The sequence below is a fragment of the Verrucosispora sp. NA02020 genome, assembly GCF_013364215.1.
GTDB lineage: Bacteria > Actinomycetota > Actinomycetes > Mycobacteriales > Micromonosporaceae > Micromonospora.
On record NZ_CP054923.1, the window covers coordinates 4,004,255 to 4,026,084 of the forward strand.

A 21,830-nucleotide genomic window follows, 5' to 3' on the forward strand; every position below is an offset into this window, starting at 1 on the left:
CACTCCTTCGAGGGATGTCATCACGGACCGTCGTCGTCCACCGGCCCGGAGGTGCTCAGTCGAACTCGACCACCGTCCGGGCGCCCTCGCCCCGTGCCATCCGGGCGAACGCCGCCGGCGCCTCGTCGAGGGTGGCCCGGTCGGTGACCAGGTAGCTCAGGTCGAGCGTGCCGTCGAGCACCGCCCGCGCCAGCTCGGGCACGTCCCGGTCGGGGTCCGAGGAGCCGTAGACCGAGGAACGCAGCGTCCGCGCGGAGTGGAAGATGTCCAACGCGCTCAGGCCGACGATGTCGTCCTTGCCGCCCATCCCCACCACGACGACCTGGCCACCCCGGCGGGTGCTCTGCCAGGCGCTGCGGATCGTGGCGGACCGCCCGACGCACTCCACCGCGTGGTCGACGCCCCGGCCGCCGGTCAGTCCCCGGACCGCGCGGACCAGCGAGTCGTCCGCGAGCAGGAAGTCGGTGGCGCCCGCGGCGGCGGCCAACTCGGCCTTGGCGGGGGCGACGTCCACCCCGATCACCACAGCCGCACCGGCCGCACGCGCGGCGGCCACCGCCGACAGCCCGACCCCGCCGAGACCGATCACCGCGACCGAGTCGCCGGCCGCCACCCGCGCGGTACGCCGCACCGCGCCGACCCCGGTGAGCACCGCACAGCCGAGCAGTGCGGCGGCCGGGAACGGCAGCGCGGACGGCACTGCCACGGCGGCCTCCTGCGGCACCAGCACCTGCTCGGCGAGCGCGCCCAGCCCGAGCGTGACGTGCAGCGGCCGACCGTCCACGGTGTGTCCGCGCGCCACGGCCGGTGCCCCGTTGCGCCGGCACAGCCAGGGCTCGTCGCGCCGGCAGAACCAGCAGGAACGGCAGGCCGGTGCCCAGTTGAGCACCACGTGGTCGCCGGGGGCCACCCGGTCCACGCCGTCACCGACCTCCGCCACCACGCCGGCCGCCTCGTGTCCGAGCAGCAGCGGGTACGGCGCGGTCAGGGTGCCGTCCGCCATGGACAGGTCGGAGTGGCACACACCGGAGGCCCGGGTGCGGACGCGTACCTGGCCGGGGCCGGTCTCCGGCAGCTCGACCGGCTCCACCCGCAGCGGTGCGTCGGCGGCCCTGGCCACCAGACCTCTCACCGCTGGATCGCCTTGATCTCGCAGAACTCCGCCAGCCCGTGGCTGCCCAGCTCGCGCCCGAGACCGGACTGCTTGTAGCCGCCGAACGGGGCCATCGGGTTGAACGGCGCCCCGTTGATGTCGACGGCACCGGTGCGCAGCCGCCGGGCCACCCGCAGCGCCCGTTCCTCGTCGGCGGACCAGACCGCGCCGGCCAGACCGTAGCGGGAGTTGTTGGCGACCGCCACGGCGTGGTCGTCGTCGTCGACCGGGATCACCGCCAGCACCGGCCCGAAGACCTCCTCCTGCGCGAGGGCGCTGTCCGGGTCGACGTCGGCGATCACCGTCGGGGCGACGAAGAAGCCCCGGTCCGGCACCGGGGCGTCGGGCCCACCGACGACCAGCCGGCCGCCGTCGGCCAGGCCCCGGGCGACGTGCGCGCGGACCCGGTCCCGCTGCTGCGCCGAGACCAGCGGACCGAGCCGGGTGGCCGGTTCGAGGGGGTCGCCGACCTGGTAGCCCTCGGCGGCCTTGGCCACCAGGTCGAGGGCCTCGTCGTAACGGGCCCGCTGCACCAGCATCCGGGTCCACGCGGTGCAGGTCTGCCCCGAGTTGAGGAAGGCGTTGCCGACACCGACCTTGACCGCGGTGGTCAGGTCGGCGTCGTCCAGGATCACGTTGGCCGACTTGCCGCCGAGTTCCAGCGCGACCCGGGCGATCCGGTCGGCGGCGAGGTGCGCGACGCGTCGACCGGAGGCGGTGGAGCCGGTGAAGGAGACCAGGTCCACGTCGGGGTGGGCGGCGATGGCCTCGCCCACCACCGGACCGGTGCCGGTGACCAGGTTGACCACGCCCGGCGGCAGGCCCGCCGCGTGCACGGCGTCGAAGAGGAGGTACGCCGTCAGCGGCGTCAGCTCGCTCGGCTTCAGCACCACCGTGCACCCGGCGGCCAGCGCCGGCGCGAGTTTGGCCACGATCTGGTGCAGCGGGTAGTTCCACGGGGTGATCGCGCCGACCACACCCACCGGCTCGCGGACCACCAGTGAGTTGCCGACCGTCTCCGGTGCCGGCGGCCGGGCGGCCAGGTCGACGTAGCTGCGCAGCACGGTCAGCGGCAGGCCGGTCTGCACCCGGGTGGCGACCTTGAGCGGAGTGCCGAGCTCCCGCACGACGGTGCGGGCGATGTCGTAGGCGCGCGCGGTCAGCTCGGCGTGCAGTCGGTCGAGGTGGGCGGCCCGGTCCGCCGGGTCGGTCGCGGACCAGCTCCCGAAAGCCGCGCGGGCGGCGGCCACCGCCCGGTCCACGTCCTCGGCGGTGCCGGCCGGGACGGTCGCGACGATCTCCTCGGTCGTCGGGTCGTGCACCTCCAACGACTCCGCGCCGCTCGGGGGCACCCAGCGCCCGTCCAGGTAGAAGTCCGTCCGTGCGAGATCCATGCGGCCCTCACCTCGCCTAGCAGTGGAAGTTTTGACCCTAGTACGCCTCGTCGGTCGACGGGAGGGGTGGCAGCGGGCCGACGGCGCGTTCGTAGCTGTGGGACAAGCCCTCGATCAGGGCGTCCAGGCCGAGCGTGAAGGCGCCCTCGTCGACCTGTTGCTGGTGCTCGGCGAGCCGGTGCGCCTGGCTCAGGTGCGGGTACTGGTCGGCGTAGACGCTCGGGTCCTCGACGAAGCCCCGGGCGAACGAGCCGAGCGCCGAGCCGGTCACGAAGTAGCGCATCAGCGCGCCGATGTGGGTGGCCCGCGCCGGTGGCCAGCCCGCCGTGACGAGCCCGCCGTAGACGGCGTCGGCCATCGCCAGCGCCGCCGGTCGCCGCCCGGGACCCTGCGCCAGGTGCGGCACGATGTTCGGGTGGGCGGCCAGGGCCGCCCGATAGGTGTGTCCCCACCGGCGCAGCGCCACCCGCCAGTCGACCGCGCCGAAGTACGACACGTCCACCCGGCCGGTGATGCTGTCCGCCACCGCGTCGAGGATCGCGTCCTTCGTGGCGAAGTGGTTGTAGAGCGACGGTCCCCGGACGCCGAGTTCGGCGGCGAGCCGGCGGGTGGAGAACCCGGCCAGCCCGTCGGCGTCGATCAGCGCCACGGCGGCCTCGACGATCCGCTCCCGGCTGAGCAGCGCCTGTCGTGGCCGGGGCATGGGCTTCCTCCTCGGGTGGGTGCTCTGTGGCGGAACTCTGCCACACCGCAGGTCTGGACAGCCGAAAACTTGCAGCGCTAGTTTAAACGCAGAGACGTCACCAGCCCAACCGAAAGGACGGGTGAGCACATGGACTTCGGACTGTCCGACGAGGAACGGGCCATCCGCGACACCGCCCGCGACTTCATCGCCCGCGAGGTCATGCCGCTGGAACAGGAGCTGCTGCGCCGGGAACGGGCCCACCAGCCCGGCCTGGAACGCGCCGAGCTGCGCGAGTTGCAGCTCAAGGCGCGTGCCTTCGGCTTCTGGGGCCTGGCCACCCCGCAGCGGTACGGCGGCATGGAACTGCCCGCCGTCGTCCAGTCGCTGATCTGGACCGAGATCGGCCGTACGTTCGTGCCGTTCCGGTTCGGCGGTGAGGCCGACAACATCCTCTTCCACGCCACCGACGAGCAGCAGAAGGAGTTCCTGCTGCCCACCATCGAGGGGGAGCGGCTCTCCTGCTTCGCCATCACCGAACCGGGCGCCGGCTCGGACGCGGCCAACATCCGGTTCAGCGCCCGCCGCGACGGTGACGACTGGATCCTCAACGGCGAGAAGACCTTCATCACCGGCGGCAACGAGGCCGACTTCGCCATCGTCATCGCCGTCACCGATCCCGAGCGGGGCGCCCGCAACGGCGGGGCGACCGCGTTCCTGGTGGACCGGGCGATGGGCTGGCGGTCGGAGTTCATCCCGACGATGGGCGAGGGCGGGCCGGCGTCGCTGGTCTTCGACGACGTACGCGTGCCGCACCGCAACATCCTCGGCGAGATCGGCCAGGGCTTCGCCCTCGGCATGGAGTGGATCGGCAAGGGGCGGTACACCATCCCCTCGCACGCCGTCGGCATCGCCGAACGGGCGCTGCGGATGGCTATCGAGCACGCCAACACGCGCGAGACCTTCGGCAAGAAGATCGGCACCAACCAGGCCATCCAGTGGATGATCGCCGACTCGGAGACCGAGCTGGAGGCGGCCCGGTGGCTGATCCTGCGTGCCGCCTGGACGGTCGACGCGGGCCTGGACCCGCGACACGCCTCCTCGATGGCGAAGCTCTACGGCGCCGGCATGGTCAACCGGGTGGTGGACCGGGTGCTCCAGATCCACGGCGGCATGGGCTACACCCGGGAGCTGCCGATCGAACGCTGGTACCGGCAGGTGCGGCTCTATCGCATCTTCGAGGGCACCGACGAGATGCAGCGGCTGATCATCGCCCGCGACCTGCTGCGGGGGTACACGAAAATCGGCGGGCATCTGGCCGGGTAGTCGTCAGAATCGTCGTCATGTCCGCTCGCCACATCGCCATGATCGGCAGCACCGCGCCGAGTCACGTCTATCCCTCGCTGGCCCTGATCCGCGAACTCGTGGACCGGGGCCACCGCGTCACGTACGCGATCGGCGCACCGTTGACCGACCTGGTCGCGTCGGCCGGCGCGGAGCCGCTCGCCCACCCGACGATCCTGCCGCTGGGCGACACGGCCTGGCCGGAGGACCCGGGTGCGGCGATGCGGATCTTCCTCGACGAGGCCGTGGCGGTGCTGCCCCGGCTGACCGCCCGCTACGACGAGGACCGGCCGGACCTCGTGCTGTACGACATCGGCGGGCTGGCGGGACCGCTGCTCGGCACCAGGTACGGCGTACCGGCCGTGCAACTGTCGCCCGCGATGGTCGCCTGGGACGGCTACGACGAGGACATGGCGGAGTTCTTCACCGCCCTGCGTGCCTCGGAGTCCGGGCGCGACTACTACGCCACGCTGGACCGGTGGCTTGCCGAGAACGGCGTCCACCAGGACGGGCACGTGTTCCTGAGCCGTCCGCCGCACGTCCTCGCCCTGATCCCCGAGGCGATGCAGCCGCACGCCGACCGGGTGTCGCGCCAGCGCGTACGGTTCGTCGGCCCGTGCCTCGACCCCGCCCGGCTCGACGAACCGGGCTGGACGCCACCGGCCGACGGACTGCCGGTGCTGCTGGTCTCCTTCGGCACCGCGTACAACGACCAGATGCCGGTCTACCGCGCGTGCCTGAGCGGGTTCGCCGACTCCCGCTGGCACGTGGTGCTCGCGGTCGGCGACAAGGTGGACCCGGCCGAGCTGGGTCCACAGCCGGCCAACGTCGAGGTGCACCGCCGGGTGCCGCAGGTGATGGTGCTGGGGCACGCCTCGGCGTTCGTCACCCACGCCGGGATGGGCGGCTGCACCGAGGCGCTCTGGTGCGGCGTACCCACGGTGGCGATCCCACAGGCGGTGGACCAGTTCGCCAACGCCGACCGGCTGGTGGCGGCCGGCTGCTGCCGGCGGACGAGGTCACCGCGCAGACCCTGCGGACGGCCGTCGACGCGGTCGCCGACGACCCGGAGCTGCGGCGACGGCTGGACACGCTCCGGTCCGAGGTGCGGGCGAACGGCGGGGTGCGGCACGCGGCGGAGGCGGTGGAGAGCTTCCTGGCCGACCGCTGACACCGTCGTGGCGGTGCGCGGGTGATCGTGGCGGTGCGCGGGTGATCCGGCGTCAGCGTGGCGGTGTGGCTGTTGCCGGGTCGGCGTGTCGGACAGCCACACTGCCACGATGATCGGGGCGGGCGTGGGTGCCGGCTCGTTGTGCATGACGGGGATGGGAGTCTCATGGCCGACGTCAGGCTTCGACCGATGCGGGGTGGGGACGCCGAGCGGGTGTTGGCGATCTATCAGGCCGGGTTGGACGGCGGGCAGGCCAGTTTCGAGACCGTCGCGCCGACCTGGGCCGCCTTCGACGCCGGTCGGCTGCCGGCACACCGGCTGGTCGCGGTGGACGCCGACGGCGCGCTGCTCGGCTGGATCGCGGTGTCGCCGACCTCGACCCGGGCGGTGTACGCCGGGGTGGTGGAGCACTCCGTCTACGTGGATCCGGCAGCCCAGGGTCGTGGCGTGGCCGGGCTGCTGCTGGACGGGTTGATCGCCTCGACCGAGGCGGCCGGTGTCTGGACCATCCAGTCCGGCGTCTTCCCGGAGAACGTCGCCAGTCTGGCGCTGCACCGGCGGGCCGGCTTCCGTGTCGTCGGCACCCGGCAACGGGTGGGCCGGCACCACGGCCGCTGGCGCGACGTCGTCCTCCTGGAACGCCGCAGCCCGGTCGTGATGTAAGGAGGGGTCCCCTGCTATGCACCAGGCGTTAGCAGGGGACCCCTCCTTTCACTCCTACGGGTACTGGCGCAGGTAGACGGGTGCGCCGACCCGGTCCATGTCGGCGGCCTCGCCCACCCCGTTGACCACGTGGTCGATGGTGCCGGCGCTCAGGTTCACCGTCATGATGTGGTGCAGCCGGACACCGGGCCGCACCGGCACCTCGAATCCGTTCTCGGTACGGATCGACGGGTTGTTCTGGTTGAACACGTACACGCCGCCGCCGTACAGGGTGTGGTGCCGCACCCGGTCGGCGACCTTGTAACCGGCCCACCCGTTGACCGTGCCGTTCATCCAGTCCGCCTGCGTGGGCGGGTCGTACGGCAGCTCGTTCTGGTAGAGGACCGTGGTGCCGTGCTCGCCGTTCCAAACGGTGTTGTACCGCTGGAAGTGCTCCACGAACAGGCCGGTGGCGGTGACGTGGTCGCCGTTGATGACCGCGCCGTACCGTCCGGTGTTGGTCCGCCAGCGGTCGGTGTCGCCGTTGACCCCCTCGGTGAAGCCCTCCACACCGTGGTCGCCGCGCCACACCCAGGTGTGGTCGATCAGGACATGGTCGCTGTTGACCTCCAGCGCGGTGTCGGTCTTGCCGATGTGCGGTCCGCCGATCCGGAAGTACACGTCGGAGAGCGTCGTCGGGTTCTTCGGCGTGCTGTGGTCGCGGCCGTGCTTGCGGCCGACCCGCAGCAGCACCGGCGACTCGGTGAGGCCGGCGTCGATGGTGACTCCGGCGACCACCACGCCGGGCACCCCGGCGACGTCGAGCGGTACGGCTCCCTTGACGGCGGTGAGCGTGGCGTGTCCGATGCCGAGCACGACGGTGTCGGGCCGGCGTACCTCGATGCTGCGGGCCACGTCGTACACGCCCGGGGTGAGCAGCAGGTGCCTGCCTCGGGCGAGCTGCGAGTTGATCGTCTGCACCGAGTCGGACGGCTTGGCGACGAAGAAGTCACCGATCGGGATGGTGCGTCCCGGCGTCAGCCCGTTCGCCCAGGTGACACCCCGGGTGTCCCGGCGGGCGGCGGGCACCCGGACCTGGTACTTGCCCTTGGCGTCGACGAACAGGTACGGCTTCTCCCGGCTGACCGGTGTGGTGTCCAGGGTGGTGTACGGCGGGTCGGGGAACCCGTCGTCGTCGGGGGCGCCCACCACTCCGGCGAAGACCTGGTTCCACACCCCGTTGGACCAGCTCTCGACCTCGCTGTTGCGGGTCAGCCACTGCTGCTGGGAGCCGTTGGTGGTGGCCGGCAGCCGGGAGTCGGCGATGAAGCCGCCGCTGGCGTACTGCGGCCCGTTGGTGCAGTAGTCCATCAGCGAGAGCCCGCCGCCGCTGATGTCCAGTCGGCGCATCGACACCGCCTGGGAGACCGCCCAGAAGTTGGCCGAGGCACGGCAGTCGTCCTGACCGGTGGCGTTGACGCGCAGCGACAGGTTGGACAGCGTGCGCCAGAAGTTGACCAGCGCGATGCAGTTGCCGGTGCCCCCCTCGGTCAGGCACCGGTTGTACGCCTCGATCTTGCCGTTGATGACCACGTCGGTGGGGGAGGCGCCGAGCCCGGAGATCTCGGTGTAGTAGCCGACCTTGATCTGGAGCGGCTGCGCGGCCGTGCCGTAGCTGCCCGGCCGGAACAGGTACGCGTGCCGGGTGGTGCCCATCTCGTTGTCGACCTGCGCGGCGTGGGCCGCGTCGAGGGTGGCCTGGATCCGGCTGACCGGCATGCTCGGGTCGAAGATCGTGACGTTCGGCCCGAAGTCCGGGGTGACCGGGCGGGGCGGTCCCGCACCGGCCGGGGTGGTGGTGGAGACGGCGGCGGTGGTCAGCACGAGGCCGAAGGCCAGCGCGCGACCGAGCCGCCGGCGGTGTGGTCGAGTCGGCATGCGTTCGTCCTTCCCGTCGGGACGGCGTGATCTCCGGCCCGACGACGCGGTGGACCCCGTTGCGTGAGAGCGCTCTCTCGCTGGGGCGGACTTGTATCACGGTGTGAAGAAATCGGGGTCGAGATGTTTCTACCCCGTAACCGCGCCACGCGCCATGGTCGGGACGCATCGATTTCCGTGGGGTTCCACCACGTGGGCCCGGCAGAGAGCCGACGGTGCCGTCCCGGGCGGATCACGACACCCGGCCGGGACGGCACGCCTCACCGGGTGGCGGGCGTCGCGGTCCGGCCGCGCCGCCGGGCGGCCAGCCCCAGGGCGGTGTCGACGACCAGGAAGCCGAGCAGCGGGACGCCGAACCACGGCAGCGCCCAGCCCAGCGCGACCGTCACCGGTACGCCGACCAGCAGCACCCACGGCGGCAGCCCGCGCAGACCGCCACGGGCGGGTGGCGCCCCGGCATACGCCCGTCGGTCGGTGCGGGTGGGGCGGCGCTGCCACCACATCCGGTAGCCCCAGACGATGACGCAGAGCAGGCCGATGGCGAGCGCGGCGAGCAGGACCTGGTTGACCACCCCGAAGAGCAGACCCATGTGCGCCTGTACGCCGAGCGCGCTCACCTGGGCCAGCAACGGCCAGTCGGCGAAGTCCAGGCGCGCGGTCACCGTGCCGTCGGCCGGGTCGACGGCCACCTGGTCCCGGCCCACCGGCCAGGTGTTGTCGGTCTGGGCGACCGCCCACGCGCTGCCCGGCTCGCCCGGGGTGATCTCGATCGGCCCGTCCAGACCGGCGGTGCGGGCGGCGGCCTCCACCCGGTCGAAGGCGGCCGGGTCGGCGGCCCCCACGGGTGCCCCGCCGTGGTCGTGTGCGCCGCCGGAGTCGGCCGGTACGCCGGACAGGCCGGTCGACAGCGCGGGCCGGCCGGCGTCCATGGCGTCCAGGCCGGCGGCGAAGTTCCCCCCGGCGAACCGGGACCAGGTCAGCCCGGTGGCGGAGAGCACGAGCAGACCCACCGCGAGCCAGACGCCGGTGGTGGCGTGCCAGCTCCGGGTACGCCGGACCCCCTTGCCGGCGGAGACGTCCGGCACCAGCAGGTGCCTCACCCGAGCGCGTCCGCCGCGCCGACGCCACCACAGGGCGATCCCGCCCAGCGCCAGCACCCACAGCCAGCTCGCGGCGATCTCGGAGTAGTGCCGTCCCAGGTCACCGAGGTGCAGGTGGCGGTGCAGGTCGTCCAGCCAGGTGGTGGCGGGCGTGGAGCCGAACCAGGTGGTCAACTGTCCGCGTACCTCGGCGGTGTACGGGTCGACGTAGACGGTGTGCTGCTTGTCGCCCAGCTCGGGCAGCGCGAACACCACCCGGGTGGTGTGCTCGCCGGTGCCGGGGGAGACGCCGAACAGGCTGCCCTCGGGATGGAACGCCCGCGCGGCGGTGATCTGCTCGGCCAGCGGCCTCGGCTCACCGACGGAGGCGACGGTCAGCTCGTCGGCGTAGAGGATCCGGTCCAGTTGCGGGGTGACGGTGTACGCCAGGCCGGTCAGGGCGGCGACGACCAGGAAGGGCGCGACCAGGACGCCCGCATAGAAGTGCAGGCGGACCAGGAGTGCGGCCAGCGGCGAGGGGCGGCGTGGTGCGCGGGCGGGCGACGGTTCGGCGGCGGGCCGTTCCGGGCCGGGCGTGGAGTCCGGTGTGGAGGCACCGGAGACTTCGGTCAGAGACATGACTTTTCCGATCGGACTAGAAGGTCTTTCCGCGGACGCGCCCGTGCCCTTCGGGTCGCTGTTGCTGCCGTCGCCCGGTCGCCCGCCGCTCTGCCCTCTAGTCGGCCGCCGGGCCGTCGCAGTTCCCGCCACTCTCGCCGTCCCCGCCCGAGACGCCCCGGTGGCAGCGCTCGCCCAGGTCGCGCAGCGCCGTCACCAGCTCGGGCGGGCCGGGCACGGTGAAGTCGACGCCGAGGACCGCGATCATCCAGGCCAGGTCTGCGGCCGTCGCCGCGCCGAGGTGCAGCAGGCAGCGGTGGTCGTCGACCGCCTCCACCGCACCCATGCCCGGCCAGACCCGCTCGGCCACCACGGCGGCGGGCGCGTGCATCGTGACGGTGGTCCGGACCGGGTACGGGCCGGTCGACAGCGTCCGTGCCAGGTAGGCGCTCGCGTCCGGGTCGGGCAGCTCACGGGCGACGAACCGGGGCCCGGTGGGCGTACGCGGACGTAGCCGGTCGACCCGGAACGAGCGCCAGTCCTCGCGGTCGACGTCCCAGGCGACGAGGTACCAGTACCGGCCCCAGCTCACCAGCGCGTGCGGCTCGACGGTGCGCCGCGACCGGTCGCCGTGATGGCTGGTGTAGTCGAACCGCAGCCCCTCCCGACGGTGACACGCGTCGGAGACTGCCACCAGCACGTCCGGGGAGACCGTCGGGCCGGGACTCTCGGCGCGTACCGTGGCGCGGTGCAGCCCGCTGACCCGGTGCCGCAACCGGGACGGCAGCACCTGCTCCACCTTGTGCAGGGCGCGCAGGGCGGTCTCGCCGATGCCGCTGACCGCACTGGCGGTGGCGGTCCGCAGCCCGATCGTCACGGCCACCGCCTCGTCGTCGTCGAGCAGCAGCGGTGGCAGCGCCGCGCCGGCACCGAGCCGATAGCCGCCGGTGCCCTGGGTGGCGTGCACCGGGTAGCCCAGCTCGCGGAGTCGGTCGACGTCCCGGCGCACGGTCCGCGCGGTGACCCCGAGCCGCGCCGCCAGTTCCGCGCCGGACCACTGACGGTACGTCTGCAACAGCGACAGCAACCGGAGCAGGCGTGCGGAGGGCGTCGACATGTGATCGAGGATGCCACCGGCTTAGGACCGGAACTGACCTAACCGGCTCCTAGCGTCGACCGCATGACCGACGACATCGTCCCGTTCCACCTGGACGTCCCGCAGTCCCAGCTCGACGACCTGCACGCCCGGCTGGCCACCACCCGCTGGCCCGCGCTGCCCGACGTCGGCTGGACCCGGGGCGTACCGGTGGACCAGCTCCGGGACCTGGCCGAGTACTGGCGTACCCGCTACGACTGGCGCGGCCACGAGGCGGAGCTGAACACCCTCCCGCACCACCGCACCGAGATCGACGGGCAACCGCTGCACTTCCTCCACGTACGCTCGCCCGAGCCGGACGCGCTCCCGTTGCTCCTGCTGCACGGCTGGCCGGGCTCGTTCCTGGAGTTCCTGGACACCGTCGGGCCGCTGACCGACCCCCGCGCGCACGGCGGCGACCCGGCGGAAGCCTTCCACCTGGTGATCCCGTCGCTACCCGGATTCGGCTTCTCCGCACCGCTGTCCGGGCCCGGCTGGGGCAGCGAACGGATGGCCGGCGCGCTGGTCGAGCTGATGCGCCGGCTCGGTTACGCCCGCTACGGCGTGCAGGGCGGCGACACCGGCTCGTACGTCGCCCCGGCGATCGGTCGGCAGGCGCCGGAGCGGGTGGTCGGCGTGCACGTCAACGCGCTGCTCACCTTCCCGTCCGGGGTCGAGGGCGAACTCGACGGACTCACCGACGTCGAGCAGGCCAGGCTGGACGCGTTGACCGCCTACAACGACGGGTACCTCCAGATCCAGGCGAAGTCACCGCACACGCTCGCCTACGGGCTGCACGACTCGCCGGTGGGCCAGCTCGCCTGGATCGTCGAGATGTTCCACCGGCTGACCGACCTGCCCGCCGACGGGAACCTCGACGACGTGGTCGACCGGGACCGACTGCTGACCAACGTCACCCTGTACTGGCTGACCGGCACGGCCGGCTCCGCAGCCCAGGTCTACTACGAGGACATCACCGCCGCCACCTGGTCCGACGAGGCGTGCGGCGACGACGCGGCGGGCGACTGGGGCGTGGGGGAGCCGTCCACCGTGCCGACCGGGGTGCTGGTGTCCCGGTCCCGTGACGTCACCGTGCGGCGGCTCGCCGAACGCGACCACCACGTGGTGCACTGGGCCGAGTACGACACCGGCGGGCACTTCTTCGCCCTGGAGCAGCCGCAGGTCTTCGTCGCCGACTTGCGCACCTTCTTCGGCGCCCTGCGGTAGGGCTCAGACCTGCGGCAGGCCCACGTAGTTCTCCGCCAGGCTGGTCGCGTACGCGTCGGAGGTGGTCACGTACCGCAGGGTCGCCGACTGGATCTTCGCCTCGTACGGGTCGTCCGCGTCGAGCCGGTGCAGCATCGAGGTCATCCACCAGGAGAACTGCTGGGCCCGCCACACCCGCCGCAGCGCGGTGGCCGAGTACCCGTCGAGCAGGTCGGTGCTCCCGTCGGCGTACCAGGCGGCGAAGGCGTCGCCGAGCAGCGCGACGTCGGCCAGCGCCAGGTTCATGCCCTTCGCGCCGGTGGGCGGCACGATGTGTACGGCGTCACCGGCCAGGAAGAGTCTCTGCCAGCGCATCGGCTCCACCACCAGGCTGCGCAACGGCGTGATCGACTTCTCCAGGACCGGTCCCTCGTTGAGGCGCCACCCGGGCACGGTCTCCAGCCGGGTCCGCAGCTCGGCCCAGATCCGTTCGTCCGGCCAGTCGGCGATGTCCGAGTCGGCGGGCACCTGGAGATAGAGCCGGGAGATCTCCGGCGAGCGCAGGCTGTACAGCGCGAAACCCCGCTCGTGGTGGGCGTAGATCAGTTCGTCCACCGCGGGCGGGGCGGCGGCCAGCACCCCCAGCCAGGCGAACGGGTACGTCCGCTCGTACGTGTGCAGCACCCCGTCGGGCACGGCCGCGCGACTGATCCCGTGGAAGCCGTCGCAGCCCACCACGAAGTCGCAGTGCAGTTCCGCCTCGACGCCCTCGTGCCGGTAGTGCACCACCGGCGCGGAGTCCAGGCCGGACAGGCGTACCGCCTCGGCCTCGAAGAGGATCGTCGCGTCGGCGGCGAGCCGGGCGGCGATCAGGTCCTTGACCACCTCCTGCTGCCCGTACACGGTGATCGCCCGGCCGGTCAGCTCGGTCATCGGCACCCGGTGCGACTCGCCGTCGAAGCGCAGCTCGATGCCCTCGTGCCGCATCCCCTCCCGGTCCAGCCGCGCCCCCAGGCCGGTCCGGCGCAACAGGTCGACCGAGCCCTGTTCGAGCACTCCCGCGCGGACCCGGTGCTCCACGTACTCCCGGCTGCGGCTCTCCAGCACCACCGAGTCGATGCCGTGCCGGTGCAGCAGGTGCGACAGCATGAGACCGGCCGGTCCCGCCCCGACGATGCCGACCTGGGTGCGCATCCGTGCCTCCTCGACCTGTCTGGCGTGCCGTGCGCGTACGCGCGACGGCCGGGCGTCACGGCGTTCCGGAGGACACCCCGTCCCGTCGCGGGGGAGGGGTCACCGGCTGTTCGCAAGCCGAACGTCCGTTCTCATCAGGAACGTTGGCACGCGGGTCGGGGCCGAGTCAACGGGCGTGCCGCACCATTTCCCGGCCGCGCCGCGCCGCCGGTCGGGTGCGTTGACGGGGTCGACGGCGGACCGCTACGTTCGAGATAAGTACGCGCGTCCGTATGCCGAACAGGCTGGCGGGCCGCGGAGATCGGGAGGTGGAGAGGCCCATGGCGAAGCTCGTCTCGCTGGCCGACGGCGTCGCGGACCTGGTCCGCGACGGTGACACGGTGGCGCTGGAAGGATTCACCCACCTGATCCCGTTCGCCGCCGGCCACGAGATCATCCGGCAGGGGCGGCGTGACCTGACCCTGGTCCGGATGACCCCGGACGTCATCTACGACCAGCTCATCGGCGCCGGCTGCGCCCGACGGCTGGTCTTCTCCTGGGGCGGCAACCCCGGCGTCGGCTCGCTGCACCGCTTCCGCGACGCGGTGCAGAACTCCTGGCCGGTCCCGCTGGAACTGGAGGAGCACAGCCACGCCGGGATGGCCAACCGGTACGTCGCCGGGGCCTCCGGGCTGCCGTTCGCGGTGATGCGCGGCTACACCGGCACCGACCTGCCCCGGCACACCGACAACATCCGCACCGTGGACTGCCCGTTCACCGGCGAGACGCTCACCGCCGTGCCCGCCCTGCGCCCCGACGTGACCGTGGTGCACGCCCAGCGCGCCGACCGCGCCGGCAACGTGCAGATGTGGGGCATCACCGGCGTGCAGAAGGAGGCGGTGCTCGCCGCCGACCGGTCGCTGGTCACCGTGGAGGAGATCGTCGACGAGCTGACCCCGGTGCCGGGGCAGGTGGTGCTGCCCGGCTGGGTCGTGGACGCGGTGGCCCGGGTGCCCGGCGGCGCCCACCCCTCCTACACCCAGGACTACTCGGTCCGCGACAACGACTTCTACCGCGCCTGGGACGCGGTCAGCCGGGACCGCGACACCTTCCAGGAGTGGATCGAGCGGCACGTACGCGACGTGGAGGTGCCGGCATGACCGACGGGTACACCGCCGACGAGATGATGACGGTCGCCGCCGCCCGGCAACTGCGCGACGGCACCGCCTGCTTCGTCGGCATCGGGCTGCCCAGCACCGCGGCGAACCTGGCCCGGGCGACCCACGCCCCCGATCTGGTGCTCGTCTACGAGTCGGGCTGCCTCGGCGCCAAGCCCGACCGGCTCCCGCTGTCCATCGGCGACGGCGTGCTCGCCGACACCGCCGACGCGGTGGTCTCGGTGCCCGAGGTCTTCAACTACTGGTTGCAGCCCGGCCGCATCGACGTCGGGTTCCTCGGCGCCGCGCAGCTCGACCGGTACGGCAACATCAACACCACCGTCATCGGCGGCGACTACCGCGACCCTGCCGTGCGACTGCCCGGCGCCGGGGGCGCACCGGAGATCGCCGCCTCCTGCCGGGAGGTGGTGGTCGTGGTGCGGCAGAGCCGCCGGACGTTCACCGACCGCGTCGACTTCGTCACCTCCGTCGGCTACGGCGACGGGCCCGGCGCCCGGGCCCGGCTGGGCCTGCGTGGCGGCGGCCCGAAGACCGTCATCACCGACCTCGGTGTGCTCGAAGCCGACCCGGCCACCTGCGAACTCACCCTGACCCGACTGCACCCGGGGGTCACCGTGGCACAGGCGAGGGCGGCCACCGGCTGGCCCGTCGCCGTCGCCGACGACCTGGCCACCGGCACGCCGCCCAGCGCCACCGAACTCACCGCGCTGCGCGCTCTCGAGGCGACCGTCCGGTCGACCCGGTGAGCGGGCGGCCCCGGCGGGGACCCGCCGACACCGAGGGGAGAACCCACGCCATGACCCGAGACAGCGGCGCCCGGCTGGTGCTGCCGAGCTATCGACGTGACGACGTCGAGGCCCATCCGCCCCTGCTCAGCCCCGGTTACCGCTCCACGGTGGCCCGTGCCCCCGCCCAGCCCCTGGTCCACCTGCCGCAGCGACTCACCGAGATCACCGGCCCGCTGCTCGGTGACGGACGCATCGGCGACCTCGACCACGACCTGACCCGCCAGCACGACGGCGAACCGCAGGGGCAGCGGATCATCGTGCACGGCCGGGTACGCGACGGCGACGGGCGCGCCGTGCCGCACACCCTGGTGGAGATCTGGCAGGCCAACGCCGCCGGTCGCTACCGGCACGCCGCCGACACCTGGCCGGCCCCGATCGACCCGCACTTCACCGGCGTCGGGCGGGCCCGCACCGACGCCGACGGGCGCTACGAGTTCGTCACCGTGCTGCCCGGCGCGTACCCGTGGCGCAACCACGACAACGCCTGGCGACCCGCGCACATCCACTTCTCGCTGTTCGGGCGCGCCTTCACCCAGCGCCTGGTGACCCAGATGTATTTTCCCGGCGACCCGCTGTTCTTCCAGGACCCGATCTTCAACTCGGTCCGCGACCCACAGGCCCGGGAGCGCATGGTCGCCCGGTACGACCACGACGCGACCCGACCCGAGTGGGCGCTGGCGTACGCGTTCGACATCGTGCTGCGCGGCCGGGAGGCCACCCCCTTCGAGGACGAGGACGACCACGATGACTGAACGTCTCGGTGTCACGCCCGCCCAGACCGTCGGGCCGTACCTGCACATCGGCCTGCGCTGGGCGGACGGGGCGTACGTGGTGCCCGAGGGCACCCCGGAGGCGTTCTGGATCCGGGGCCGCATCGTCGACGGCACCGGCGCACCGGTGCCCGACGCCCTGGTGGAGAGCTGGCAGGCCGACCCGGACGGTCGCTTCGACCACCCCGACGACCCGCGCGGCGCCCGGCCGCCGTCGGTCGCCGGCTTCCGTGGCTTCGGCCGCGCCGAGACCGACCCGCAGGGGGAGTACGCGCTGCTCACCGTCAAGCCGGGACCGCTGCCCGCCCCGGAGGGCGGGACCGAGGCACCGCACCTGACCGTCTCCGTCCTCGGGCGCGGGCTGCTGCACCGCCTGGTCACCCGGATCTACTTCCCCGGCGAGCCGACCAACGCCACCGACCCGGTGCTGCGTACCGTCGACCCCGACCGTCGGGACACGCTGCTGGCCCGCCCGGCCCCGGACGGCTACCGGTTCGACATCCGTCTGCAGGGGGAGCATGAGACCGTCTTCTTCGCCCTCTGACACCCTGCTGCGGGGCCTGTCCGGCACACCGGACGTCGATGCCGAGCTCGGCGACACCGCCCTGCTGCGGGCGCTGCTGGACGTGGAGGCCGCGCTGGTCCGGGCCGCCGCCGACGCCGGACTGGTGCCCGCCCCGGCCGCCGAGGCGATCGCCGCCGGGTGCCGCGCCGACGCGTACGATCCGGTGGTCCTGGGCGCGGCGGCGGAGGACGCCGGCAATCCGGTCGTACCGCTGGTGCGGGAACTGACCGCCGCCGTCGCCGAGTCGGCCCGCCCCTGGGTGCACTACGGCGCCACCAGCCAGGACGTGCTCGACAGCGCGCTGGCGCTGGTGCTCTCGCGGGCGCTGACGCCGCTGCTGCGGCACCTCGACGCGGCCGTCGACGCCGTCGCCGGTCTCGCCCGTGCCCACCGGGACACCCCGATGATCGGGCGGACCCTGGGCCAGCAGGCCGCGCCCACCACCTTCGGGCTCAAGGCGGCCGGTTGGCTGCTCGGCCTCGTCGAGGCGCGCCGCCGCGTACTCCAGGTGCGCGACAGCCTGCCCGCGCAGCTCGGCGGCGCGGTCGGCACGCTCGCCGGGTACGGTCCGGCCGGCCCGGCGGTGGTCGAGCGCTTCGCCGCCCGGCTGGGCCTGGCGGCGGCTCCGCTGCCCTGGCACACCCGCCGGCAACCCGTCCTCGACCTGGCCGCCGCGCTCGGTGGGCTGCTCGCCGCCGCCGGCAAGGTCGCGCTCGACGTCGGTCTGCTCGCCCAGACCGAGGTCGGCGAGCTGTCCGAGGGCGGTGCGGGACGCGGCGGCTCCTCGGCGATGCCGCACAAGCGCAACCCGGTCGACTCGATCCTGGTCGGCGCCGCCGCCCGACGGGGTCCCGGGCTGGTCGGCACCCTGTTCGCCGCTGCCGGGCAGGAACACGAGCGCGCCGCCGGTGGCTGGCACGCCGAGTGGGAGCCGCTGCTGGACCTGGTGCACCTGGCCGGCGGGGCCGCCGCCCGGACCGCCCGGATGCTGACCCACCTTCGGGTGGACCCGCAACGGATGCGGGCCAACCTGGACGCCACCGGCGGGCTGCCGATGGCCGAGGCGGTCGCCGCCCGACTCGCCCCGGCGCTGGGCCGCGCCGCCGCCCACGACCTGGTCCGCCGGGCCACCACCGGCCCACGTTTCCGGGACGCCCTGCTCGCCGACGCACAGGTGCGGGCCCACCTGTCCGAGGCCGACCTCGACGCCGCCCTGGACCCGCGCGCCTGGCTCGGGTCCGCCGGCCACCTGGTCGACCGGGCGCTCGCATACGGGAGGTCCGGCTCGTGACCGACGTGCTGCACGCCACCGTGGACGGTCCGCCGGACGCGCCGGTGCTGGTGCTGGGCAGCTCGCTGGGGACCACCGGCGCCATGTGGCAGCCGCAGGTGGCGGCGCTCGCCACCCGGTTCCGGGTGCTCCGGTACGACCATCTCGGTCACGGCGCCTCACCCGCGCCCCCCGGGCCGTACACGATCGACCTGCTGGGCCGGAAGGTGCTCGGGCTGCTCGACGACCTGGACGTCGAGCGGGTCCACTACGCGGGGCTCTCCCTCGGCGGCATGGTCGGCATGTGGCTGGCCGCGTACGCGCCCGAGCGCATCGACCGCCTGGCCCTGCTCTGCACCTCGGCGGCGCTCGGCCCGGCCGACGGATGGCGGTCCCGCGCCGCGACCGTCCGCGCCGGTCTGCTGCACACGGTCACCGACGCGATCGTGTCCCGCTGGTTCACCCCCGCGTTCGCCGCCGCGCACCCCGACACCGTCGCCGACTACCAGGACATGCTGGCCCTCACCCCGCCCGCCGGGTACGCCGCCTGCTGCGAGGCGATCGCCGCCATGGATCTGCGTCCCGCCCTCGCGTCGGTACGCGCCCCCACGCTCGTGGTCGCCGCCGCCGACGACCCGGCGACCCCGCCCGCGCACGCCGCCGACATCGCCGCGCGGATCGACGGTGCCCGGCTGGTCGTGCTGGCCGACGCCGCCCACCTGGCCAACGTCGAACGACCCGAGGCCGTCTCCCGCCTGCTGACGAGCCACCTCGACCCGGAAGGCAGGGCGACGCCGTGACCGACGCGCAACGACACGAGGCCGGGATGGCGGTACGCCGGCAGGTGCTCGGCGACGCCCACGTGGACCGGGCGGTCGCCGACACCGACGAGTTCACCGCCGACTTCCAGGACCTGATCACCCGGTACGCGTGGGGTGAGATCTGGACCCGGGACGGGCTGGACCGGCGTACCCGCAGTTGCATCACCCTCGCCGTCCTCGCCACCCAGCACCACGACGCGGAACTGGCGATGCACGTACGCGCCGCGCTGCGCAACGGCCTGACCCCGCAGGAGGTCGGTGAGGTCCTGTTGCAGGTGGCCGTCTACGCTGGCGTACCGGCGGCGAACCGGGCGTTCAAGGTGGCCCAGGAGACCCTGCGGCAGGAGGCCCAGTGACCGACGCGGCGACCACGCGATCCGGCGAGTTCGTCCAGTCGCTGGAACGCGGTCTCGCCGTGATCAGGGCGTTCGACGCGGAGCACCCGCAACTCACCCTCAGCGAGGTCGCCCGCGCCACCGGGCTGACCCGCGCCGCCGCCCGACGGTTCCTGCTCACCCTGGTCGAGTTGGGCTACGTGCACACCGACGGGCGGTTGTTCTCGCTGCGCCCACGCATCCTGGACCTCGGCTACGCGTACCTCTCCGGCCTGGGTCTGCCGGAGGTGGCCCGGCCGCACATGGCGGCCCTGGTCGCGCAGGTCCACGAGTCGTGCTCCGCCTCGGTCCTCGACGGCGACGAGGTGGTCTACGTGGCCCGGGTGCCCGCCAAACGGATCATGACGGTGGGGATCAGCGTCGGCACCCGCTTCCCCGCGTACGCCACCTCGATGGGCCGGGTGCTGCTCGCCGCACAGCCCGCGCAGTGGCTGGACGACTACCTCGCCACCGCGACGCTGCGCCCGCTCACCCGTCGCACCGTCACCGACCCGGCCAAGCTGCGCACCATCCTCACCAGGATCGCCGCCCAGGGGTACGCCCTGGTCGACCAGGAACTTGAGGAGGGGCTGCGGTCGCTGGCCGCCCCGGTACGCGCCGACGACGGCACCGTGATCGCGGCGGTCAACGTCTCCGCCCACGCCAGCCGCGGCACGTTCGACGCGATCCGCAGGGAACTGCTGCCGCCGCTGCTCGCCGCCGCCCGGCGCATCGAGGAGGACCTGGCCGGGGGAGCACTCCGCTAGGCAGGCTCCCTCGTCTGCGGGTCGGCTGAATCCGCCCGGAACGCCCGGTCGGCGTACCACCATGTGGTGGACGACGAACGGGGGCGACGTGAGCGAGCTGTTGCTGATCATCACGTTGGGCGTCACCGTGCTGGTCGGCACCACCCTCGGCGGTCGCTACCGGGTCGCGCCACCGGTCCTGCTCATCTGCATGGGCGCGCTGCTGGCGCTGCTACCGCCGTTGTCACACGTCATCCTGCCCCCCGAGGTGGTGCTGCTGCTGTTCCTGCCGGCCATCCTCTACCGGGAGAGCCTGACCACCAGCCTGCGCGAGGTCCGGGCGAACATCGTGGTGATCACGCTGCTGGCGGTCGGGCTGGTCGGCGTCACGATGGTGGTGGTGTCCCTGGTCGTGCAGCGCTTCGGCGTCGACCCGGCGGTGGCCTGGGTGCTCGGCGCGGTGCTCGCCCCGACCGACGCCGCGGCCGTGGCCGGTCTGGCCAAGCGGATGCCCCGGCGGCTGCTCACCACGCTGCACACCGAGAGCCTGATCAACGACGGCACCGCCCTGGTGCTGTTCGCCGTGGCGCTCGGGCTGCTCGGTGGCGGTGCCGCGCCGACCGTCTTCGAACTCGTCGAGCGGGTCGGCCTGTCGTTCCTCGGTGGCATCGCCGCCGGTCTGCTGGTCGGCACCGTGGTGATCCTCATCCGCAAGCGCCTGGACGACCCGTTGCGGGAGGGCGCGATCAGCGTGCTCACCCCGTTCGCCGCGTTCTTCCTCGCCGACGTCGTGCACGAGAGCGGCGTACTCGCGGTGGTGGTCTCCGGGTTGATGCTGACCGCGGCCAGTCCCCGGGTGGTCCGGGCCCGGTCGCGGGTGCTGGCGCTGTCGTTCTGGGACCTGACCACCTTCCTCATCAACGGTGGACTCTTCGTGCTGGTCGGCATGCAGATTCCCCGGGCGGTACGCAGCGTCACCAGCGTGTCGCTGCTGCGTGCGCTCGCTATCGCGGTGGTGGTGGCCGTGGTGCTGGTGGCGGTGCGGATGCTCTGGCTGCACCTCACCGCGATCGTCGCCCGGCTGGTGGACCGACGTGCGGTCGCGGTCAGCCGTCGGGTGAACTGGCGGGTCCGTACCGTCGCCGGGTGGGCCGGGTTCCGGGGCGCGGTCTCGCTGGCGGCGGCGCTCGCCGTGCCGCTCAGCATCGACGGGGACCGGGTCCCGGAACGGGACCTGATCATCTTCTGCGTGGCGGCGGTGATCCTGCTGACCATGCTGGTGCAGGGCACCACGCTGCCGTTCCTGCTGACCTGGGCGGGGCTCACCGGTGACCCGGAACGCGAGGACGAGAGCCGGCAGGCGCGGGTCCGCGCCACCCAGGTCACCCTCGACGCGCTGCCGGACATCGCCGAGCGGATCGGTGCCGACGCGGACATTCTGCGGCGGATCCAGGACGAGTACTCCGGGCACCTGGACGCGGCCCAGGCCGAGCCGGAGGACGACACGGCTGCCGTCCAGGAGGCGGAGCGTCAGCTACGGCTGGCCGCGCTGGACCACAAGCGCCGTGAGATCACCCGGATGCGCGACTCCCGGGAGATCGACGACGTGGTGCTGCGCGAGTTGCAGGCGCACCTGGACGTCGAGGAGATCCGCCTGCTCGGGCCGCGCACGCTCGAATGACCGCGCGCTCAGTGCAAGGAAGGGTCCCCTGCTAACGCCTGGTGCATAGCAGGGGACCCTTCCTAACACATCACGACGACACACATCACCACGACCGCGCCG

20 protein-coding genes are annotated in these 21,830 nt (G+C 73.1%); 13 read left to right on the forward strand and 7 right to left on the reverse strand.

Features of this window, described 5'->3' with window-relative positions:
* Positions 1 to 55: 55 nt before the first annotated feature.
* From HUT12_RS17275 to HUT12_RS17285, 3 genes are read right to left on the reverse strand one after another with little or no spacing between them, the layout of a single operon-like run.
* On the reverse strand, positions 56 to 1,132 hold the full coding sequence (locus HUT12_RS17275) for a zinc-binding dehydrogenase (RefSeq protein ID WP_176094040.1): 1,077 nt from the start codon (positions 1,130 to 1,132) through the stop codon (positions 56 to 58).
* Positions 1,129 to 2,547: an aldehyde dehydrogenase family protein gene (locus tag HUT12_RS17280; protein ID WP_176094041.1), complete on the reverse strand. Its 1,419-nt coding sequence runs from the start codon at positions 2,545 to 2,547 to the stop codon at positions 1,129 to 1,131. The genes HUT12_RS17275 and HUT12_RS17280 overlap by 4 nt, the downstream gene beginning before the upstream one ends.
* 37 nt (positions 2,548 to 2,584) lie before the next feature.
* Positions 2,585 to 3,250: a TetR/AcrR family transcriptional regulator gene (locus HUT12_RS17285; RefSeq protein ID WP_131052770.1), complete on the reverse strand. Its 666-nt coding sequence runs from the start codon at positions 3,248 to 3,250 to the stop codon at positions 2,585 to 2,587.
* Positions 3,251 to 3,379: 129 nt separating this feature from the next.
* Here HUT12_RS17285 and HUT12_RS17290 point away from each other — a divergent pair, with 129 nt between their 5' ends.
* The 3 genes from HUT12_RS17290 (at position 3,380) to HUT12_RS17300 (ending at position 6,407) form a co-directional block, all read left to right on the forward strand.
* Positions 3,380 to 4,555, forward strand: coding sequence for an acyl-CoA dehydrogenase family protein (locus HUT12_RS17290; protein WP_131052771.1), 1,176 nt, complete (start codon positions 3,380 to 3,382; stop codon positions 4,553 to 4,555).
* A 17-nt stretch (positions 4,556 to 4,572) separates the two neighbouring features.
* Complete coding sequence (locus HUT12_RS17295) at positions 4,573 to 5,769, forward strand: macrolide family glycosyltransferase (protein ID WP_254876860.1); 1,197 nt, start codon at positions 4,573 to 4,575, stop codon at positions 5,767 to 5,769.
* Between the two features lie 140 nt (positions 5,770 to 5,909).
* Entirely contained in the window at positions 5,910 to 6,407 is a 498-nt protein-coding gene (locus tag HUT12_RS17300) for a GNAT family N-acetyltransferase (protein WP_176094042.1), read from the forward strand.
* Positions 6,408 to 6,461: 54 nt separating this feature from the next.
* Here HUT12_RS17300 and HUT12_RS17305 read toward each other — a convergent pair whose 3' ends face one another.
* The 3 genes from HUT12_RS17305 to HUT12_RS17315 form a co-directional block, all read right to left on the reverse strand.
* Positions 6,462 to 8,324, reverse strand: a complete 1,863-nt coding sequence (locus HUT12_RS17305; RefSeq protein ID WP_176094043.1) for an adenylyl cyclase — start codon at positions 8,322 to 8,324, stop codon at positions 6,462 to 6,464.
* Positions 8,325 to 8,584: 260 nt separating this feature from the next.
* The gene (locus tag HUT12_RS17310; RefSeq protein WP_176094044.1) at positions 8,585 to 10,042 is read right to left on the reverse strand and encodes a PepSY domain-containing protein; all 1,458 of its coding nucleotides are present in this window, start codon (positions 10,040 to 10,042) and stop codon (positions 8,585 to 8,587) included.
* A 97-nt stretch (positions 10,043 to 10,139) separates the two neighbouring features.
* Complete coding sequence (locus HUT12_RS17315) at positions 10,140 to 11,138, reverse strand: YafY family protein (protein WP_162520281.1); 999 nt, start codon at positions 11,136 to 11,138, stop codon at positions 10,140 to 10,142.
* A 63-nt stretch (positions 11,139 to 11,201) separates the two neighbouring features.
* On the opposite strand from HUT12_RS17315, the gene HUT12_RS17320 reads away from it, so the two are divergent.
* Complete coding sequence (locus tag HUT12_RS17320; protein ID WP_131054904.1) at positions 11,202 to 12,383, forward strand: epoxide hydrolase family protein; 1,182 nt, start codon at positions 11,202 to 11,204, stop codon at positions 12,381 to 12,383.
* 3 nt (positions 12,384 to 12,386) lie between these two features.
* On the opposite strand, the gene pobA is transcribed toward HUT12_RS17320, so the two are convergent.
* The gene (gene pobA, locus HUT12_RS17325) at positions 12,387 to 13,556 is read right to left on the reverse strand and encodes a 4-hydroxybenzoate 3-monooxygenase (protein WP_176094045.1); all 1,170 of its coding nucleotides are present in this window, start codon (positions 13,554 to 13,556) and stop codon (positions 12,387 to 12,389) included.
* A gap of 320 nt (positions 13,557 to 13,876) precedes the next feature.
* Here pobA and HUT12_RS17330 point away from each other — a divergent pair, with 320 nt between their 5' ends.
* The 9 genes from HUT12_RS17330 to HUT12_RS17370 all read left to right on the forward strand — a co-directional run bounded on the left by HUT12_RS17330 (position 13,877) and on the right by HUT12_RS17370 (position 21,728).
* Complete coding sequence (locus tag HUT12_RS17330) at positions 13,877 to 14,695, forward strand: CoA transferase subunit A (protein ID WP_131054906.1); 819 nt, start codon at positions 13,877 to 13,879, stop codon at positions 14,693 to 14,695.
* Positions 14,692 to 15,459: a CoA-transferase subunit beta gene (locus tag HUT12_RS17335; protein WP_176094046.1), complete on the forward strand. Its 768-nt coding sequence runs from the start codon at positions 14,692 to 14,694 to the stop codon at positions 15,457 to 15,459. The genes HUT12_RS17330 and HUT12_RS17335 overlap by 4 nt, the downstream gene beginning before the upstream one ends.
* Positions 15,460 to 15,509: 50 nt before the next feature.
* Complete coding sequence (gene pcaH, locus HUT12_RS17340; protein ID WP_131054908.1) at positions 15,510 to 16,253, forward strand: protocatechuate 3,4-dioxygenase subunit beta; 744 nt, start codon at positions 15,510 to 15,512, stop codon at positions 16,251 to 16,253.
* Entirely contained in the window at positions 16,246 to 16,815 is a 570-nt protein-coding gene (pcaG, locus tag HUT12_RS17345) for a protocatechuate 3,4-dioxygenase subunit alpha (RefSeq protein WP_131054909.1), read from the forward strand. The genes pcaH and pcaG overlap by 8 nt, the downstream gene beginning before the upstream one ends.
* On the forward strand, positions 16,790 to 18,127 hold the full coding sequence (pcaB, locus tag HUT12_RS17350) for a 3-carboxy-cis,cis-muconate cycloisomerase (RefSeq protein ID WP_176094047.1): 1,338 nt from the start codon (positions 16,790 to 16,792) through the stop codon (positions 18,125 to 18,127). The genes pcaG and pcaB overlap by 26 nt, the downstream gene beginning before the upstream one ends.
* Positions 18,124 to 18,906, forward strand: a complete 783-nt coding sequence (gene pcaD, locus HUT12_RS17355) for a 3-oxoadipate enol-lactonase (protein ID WP_176094048.1) — start codon at positions 18,124 to 18,126, stop codon at positions 18,904 to 18,906. The genes pcaB and pcaD overlap by 4 nt, the downstream gene beginning before the upstream one ends.
* A complete protein-coding gene (gene pcaC / locus HUT12_RS17360) occupies positions 18,903 to 19,283 on the forward strand; it encodes a 4-carboxymuconolactone decarboxylase (protein WP_176094049.1) in 381 nt (126 codons plus the stop codon). Before pcaD ends, pcaC begins: the two co-directional genes overlap by 4 nt.
* Positions 19,280 to 20,068: an IclR family transcriptional regulator gene (locus HUT12_RS17365; RefSeq protein WP_176094050.1), complete on the forward strand. Its 789-nt coding sequence runs from the start codon at positions 19,280 to 19,282 to the stop codon at positions 20,066 to 20,068. Before pcaC ends, HUT12_RS17365 begins: the two co-directional genes overlap by 4 nt.
* A gap of 88 nt (positions 20,069 to 20,156) precedes the next feature.
* Entirely contained in the window at positions 20,157 to 21,728 is a 1,572-nt protein-coding gene (locus tag HUT12_RS17370; RefSeq protein ID WP_217706020.1) for a Na+/H+ antiporter, read from the forward strand.
* Positions 21,729 to 21,830: the final 102 nt, after the last annotated feature.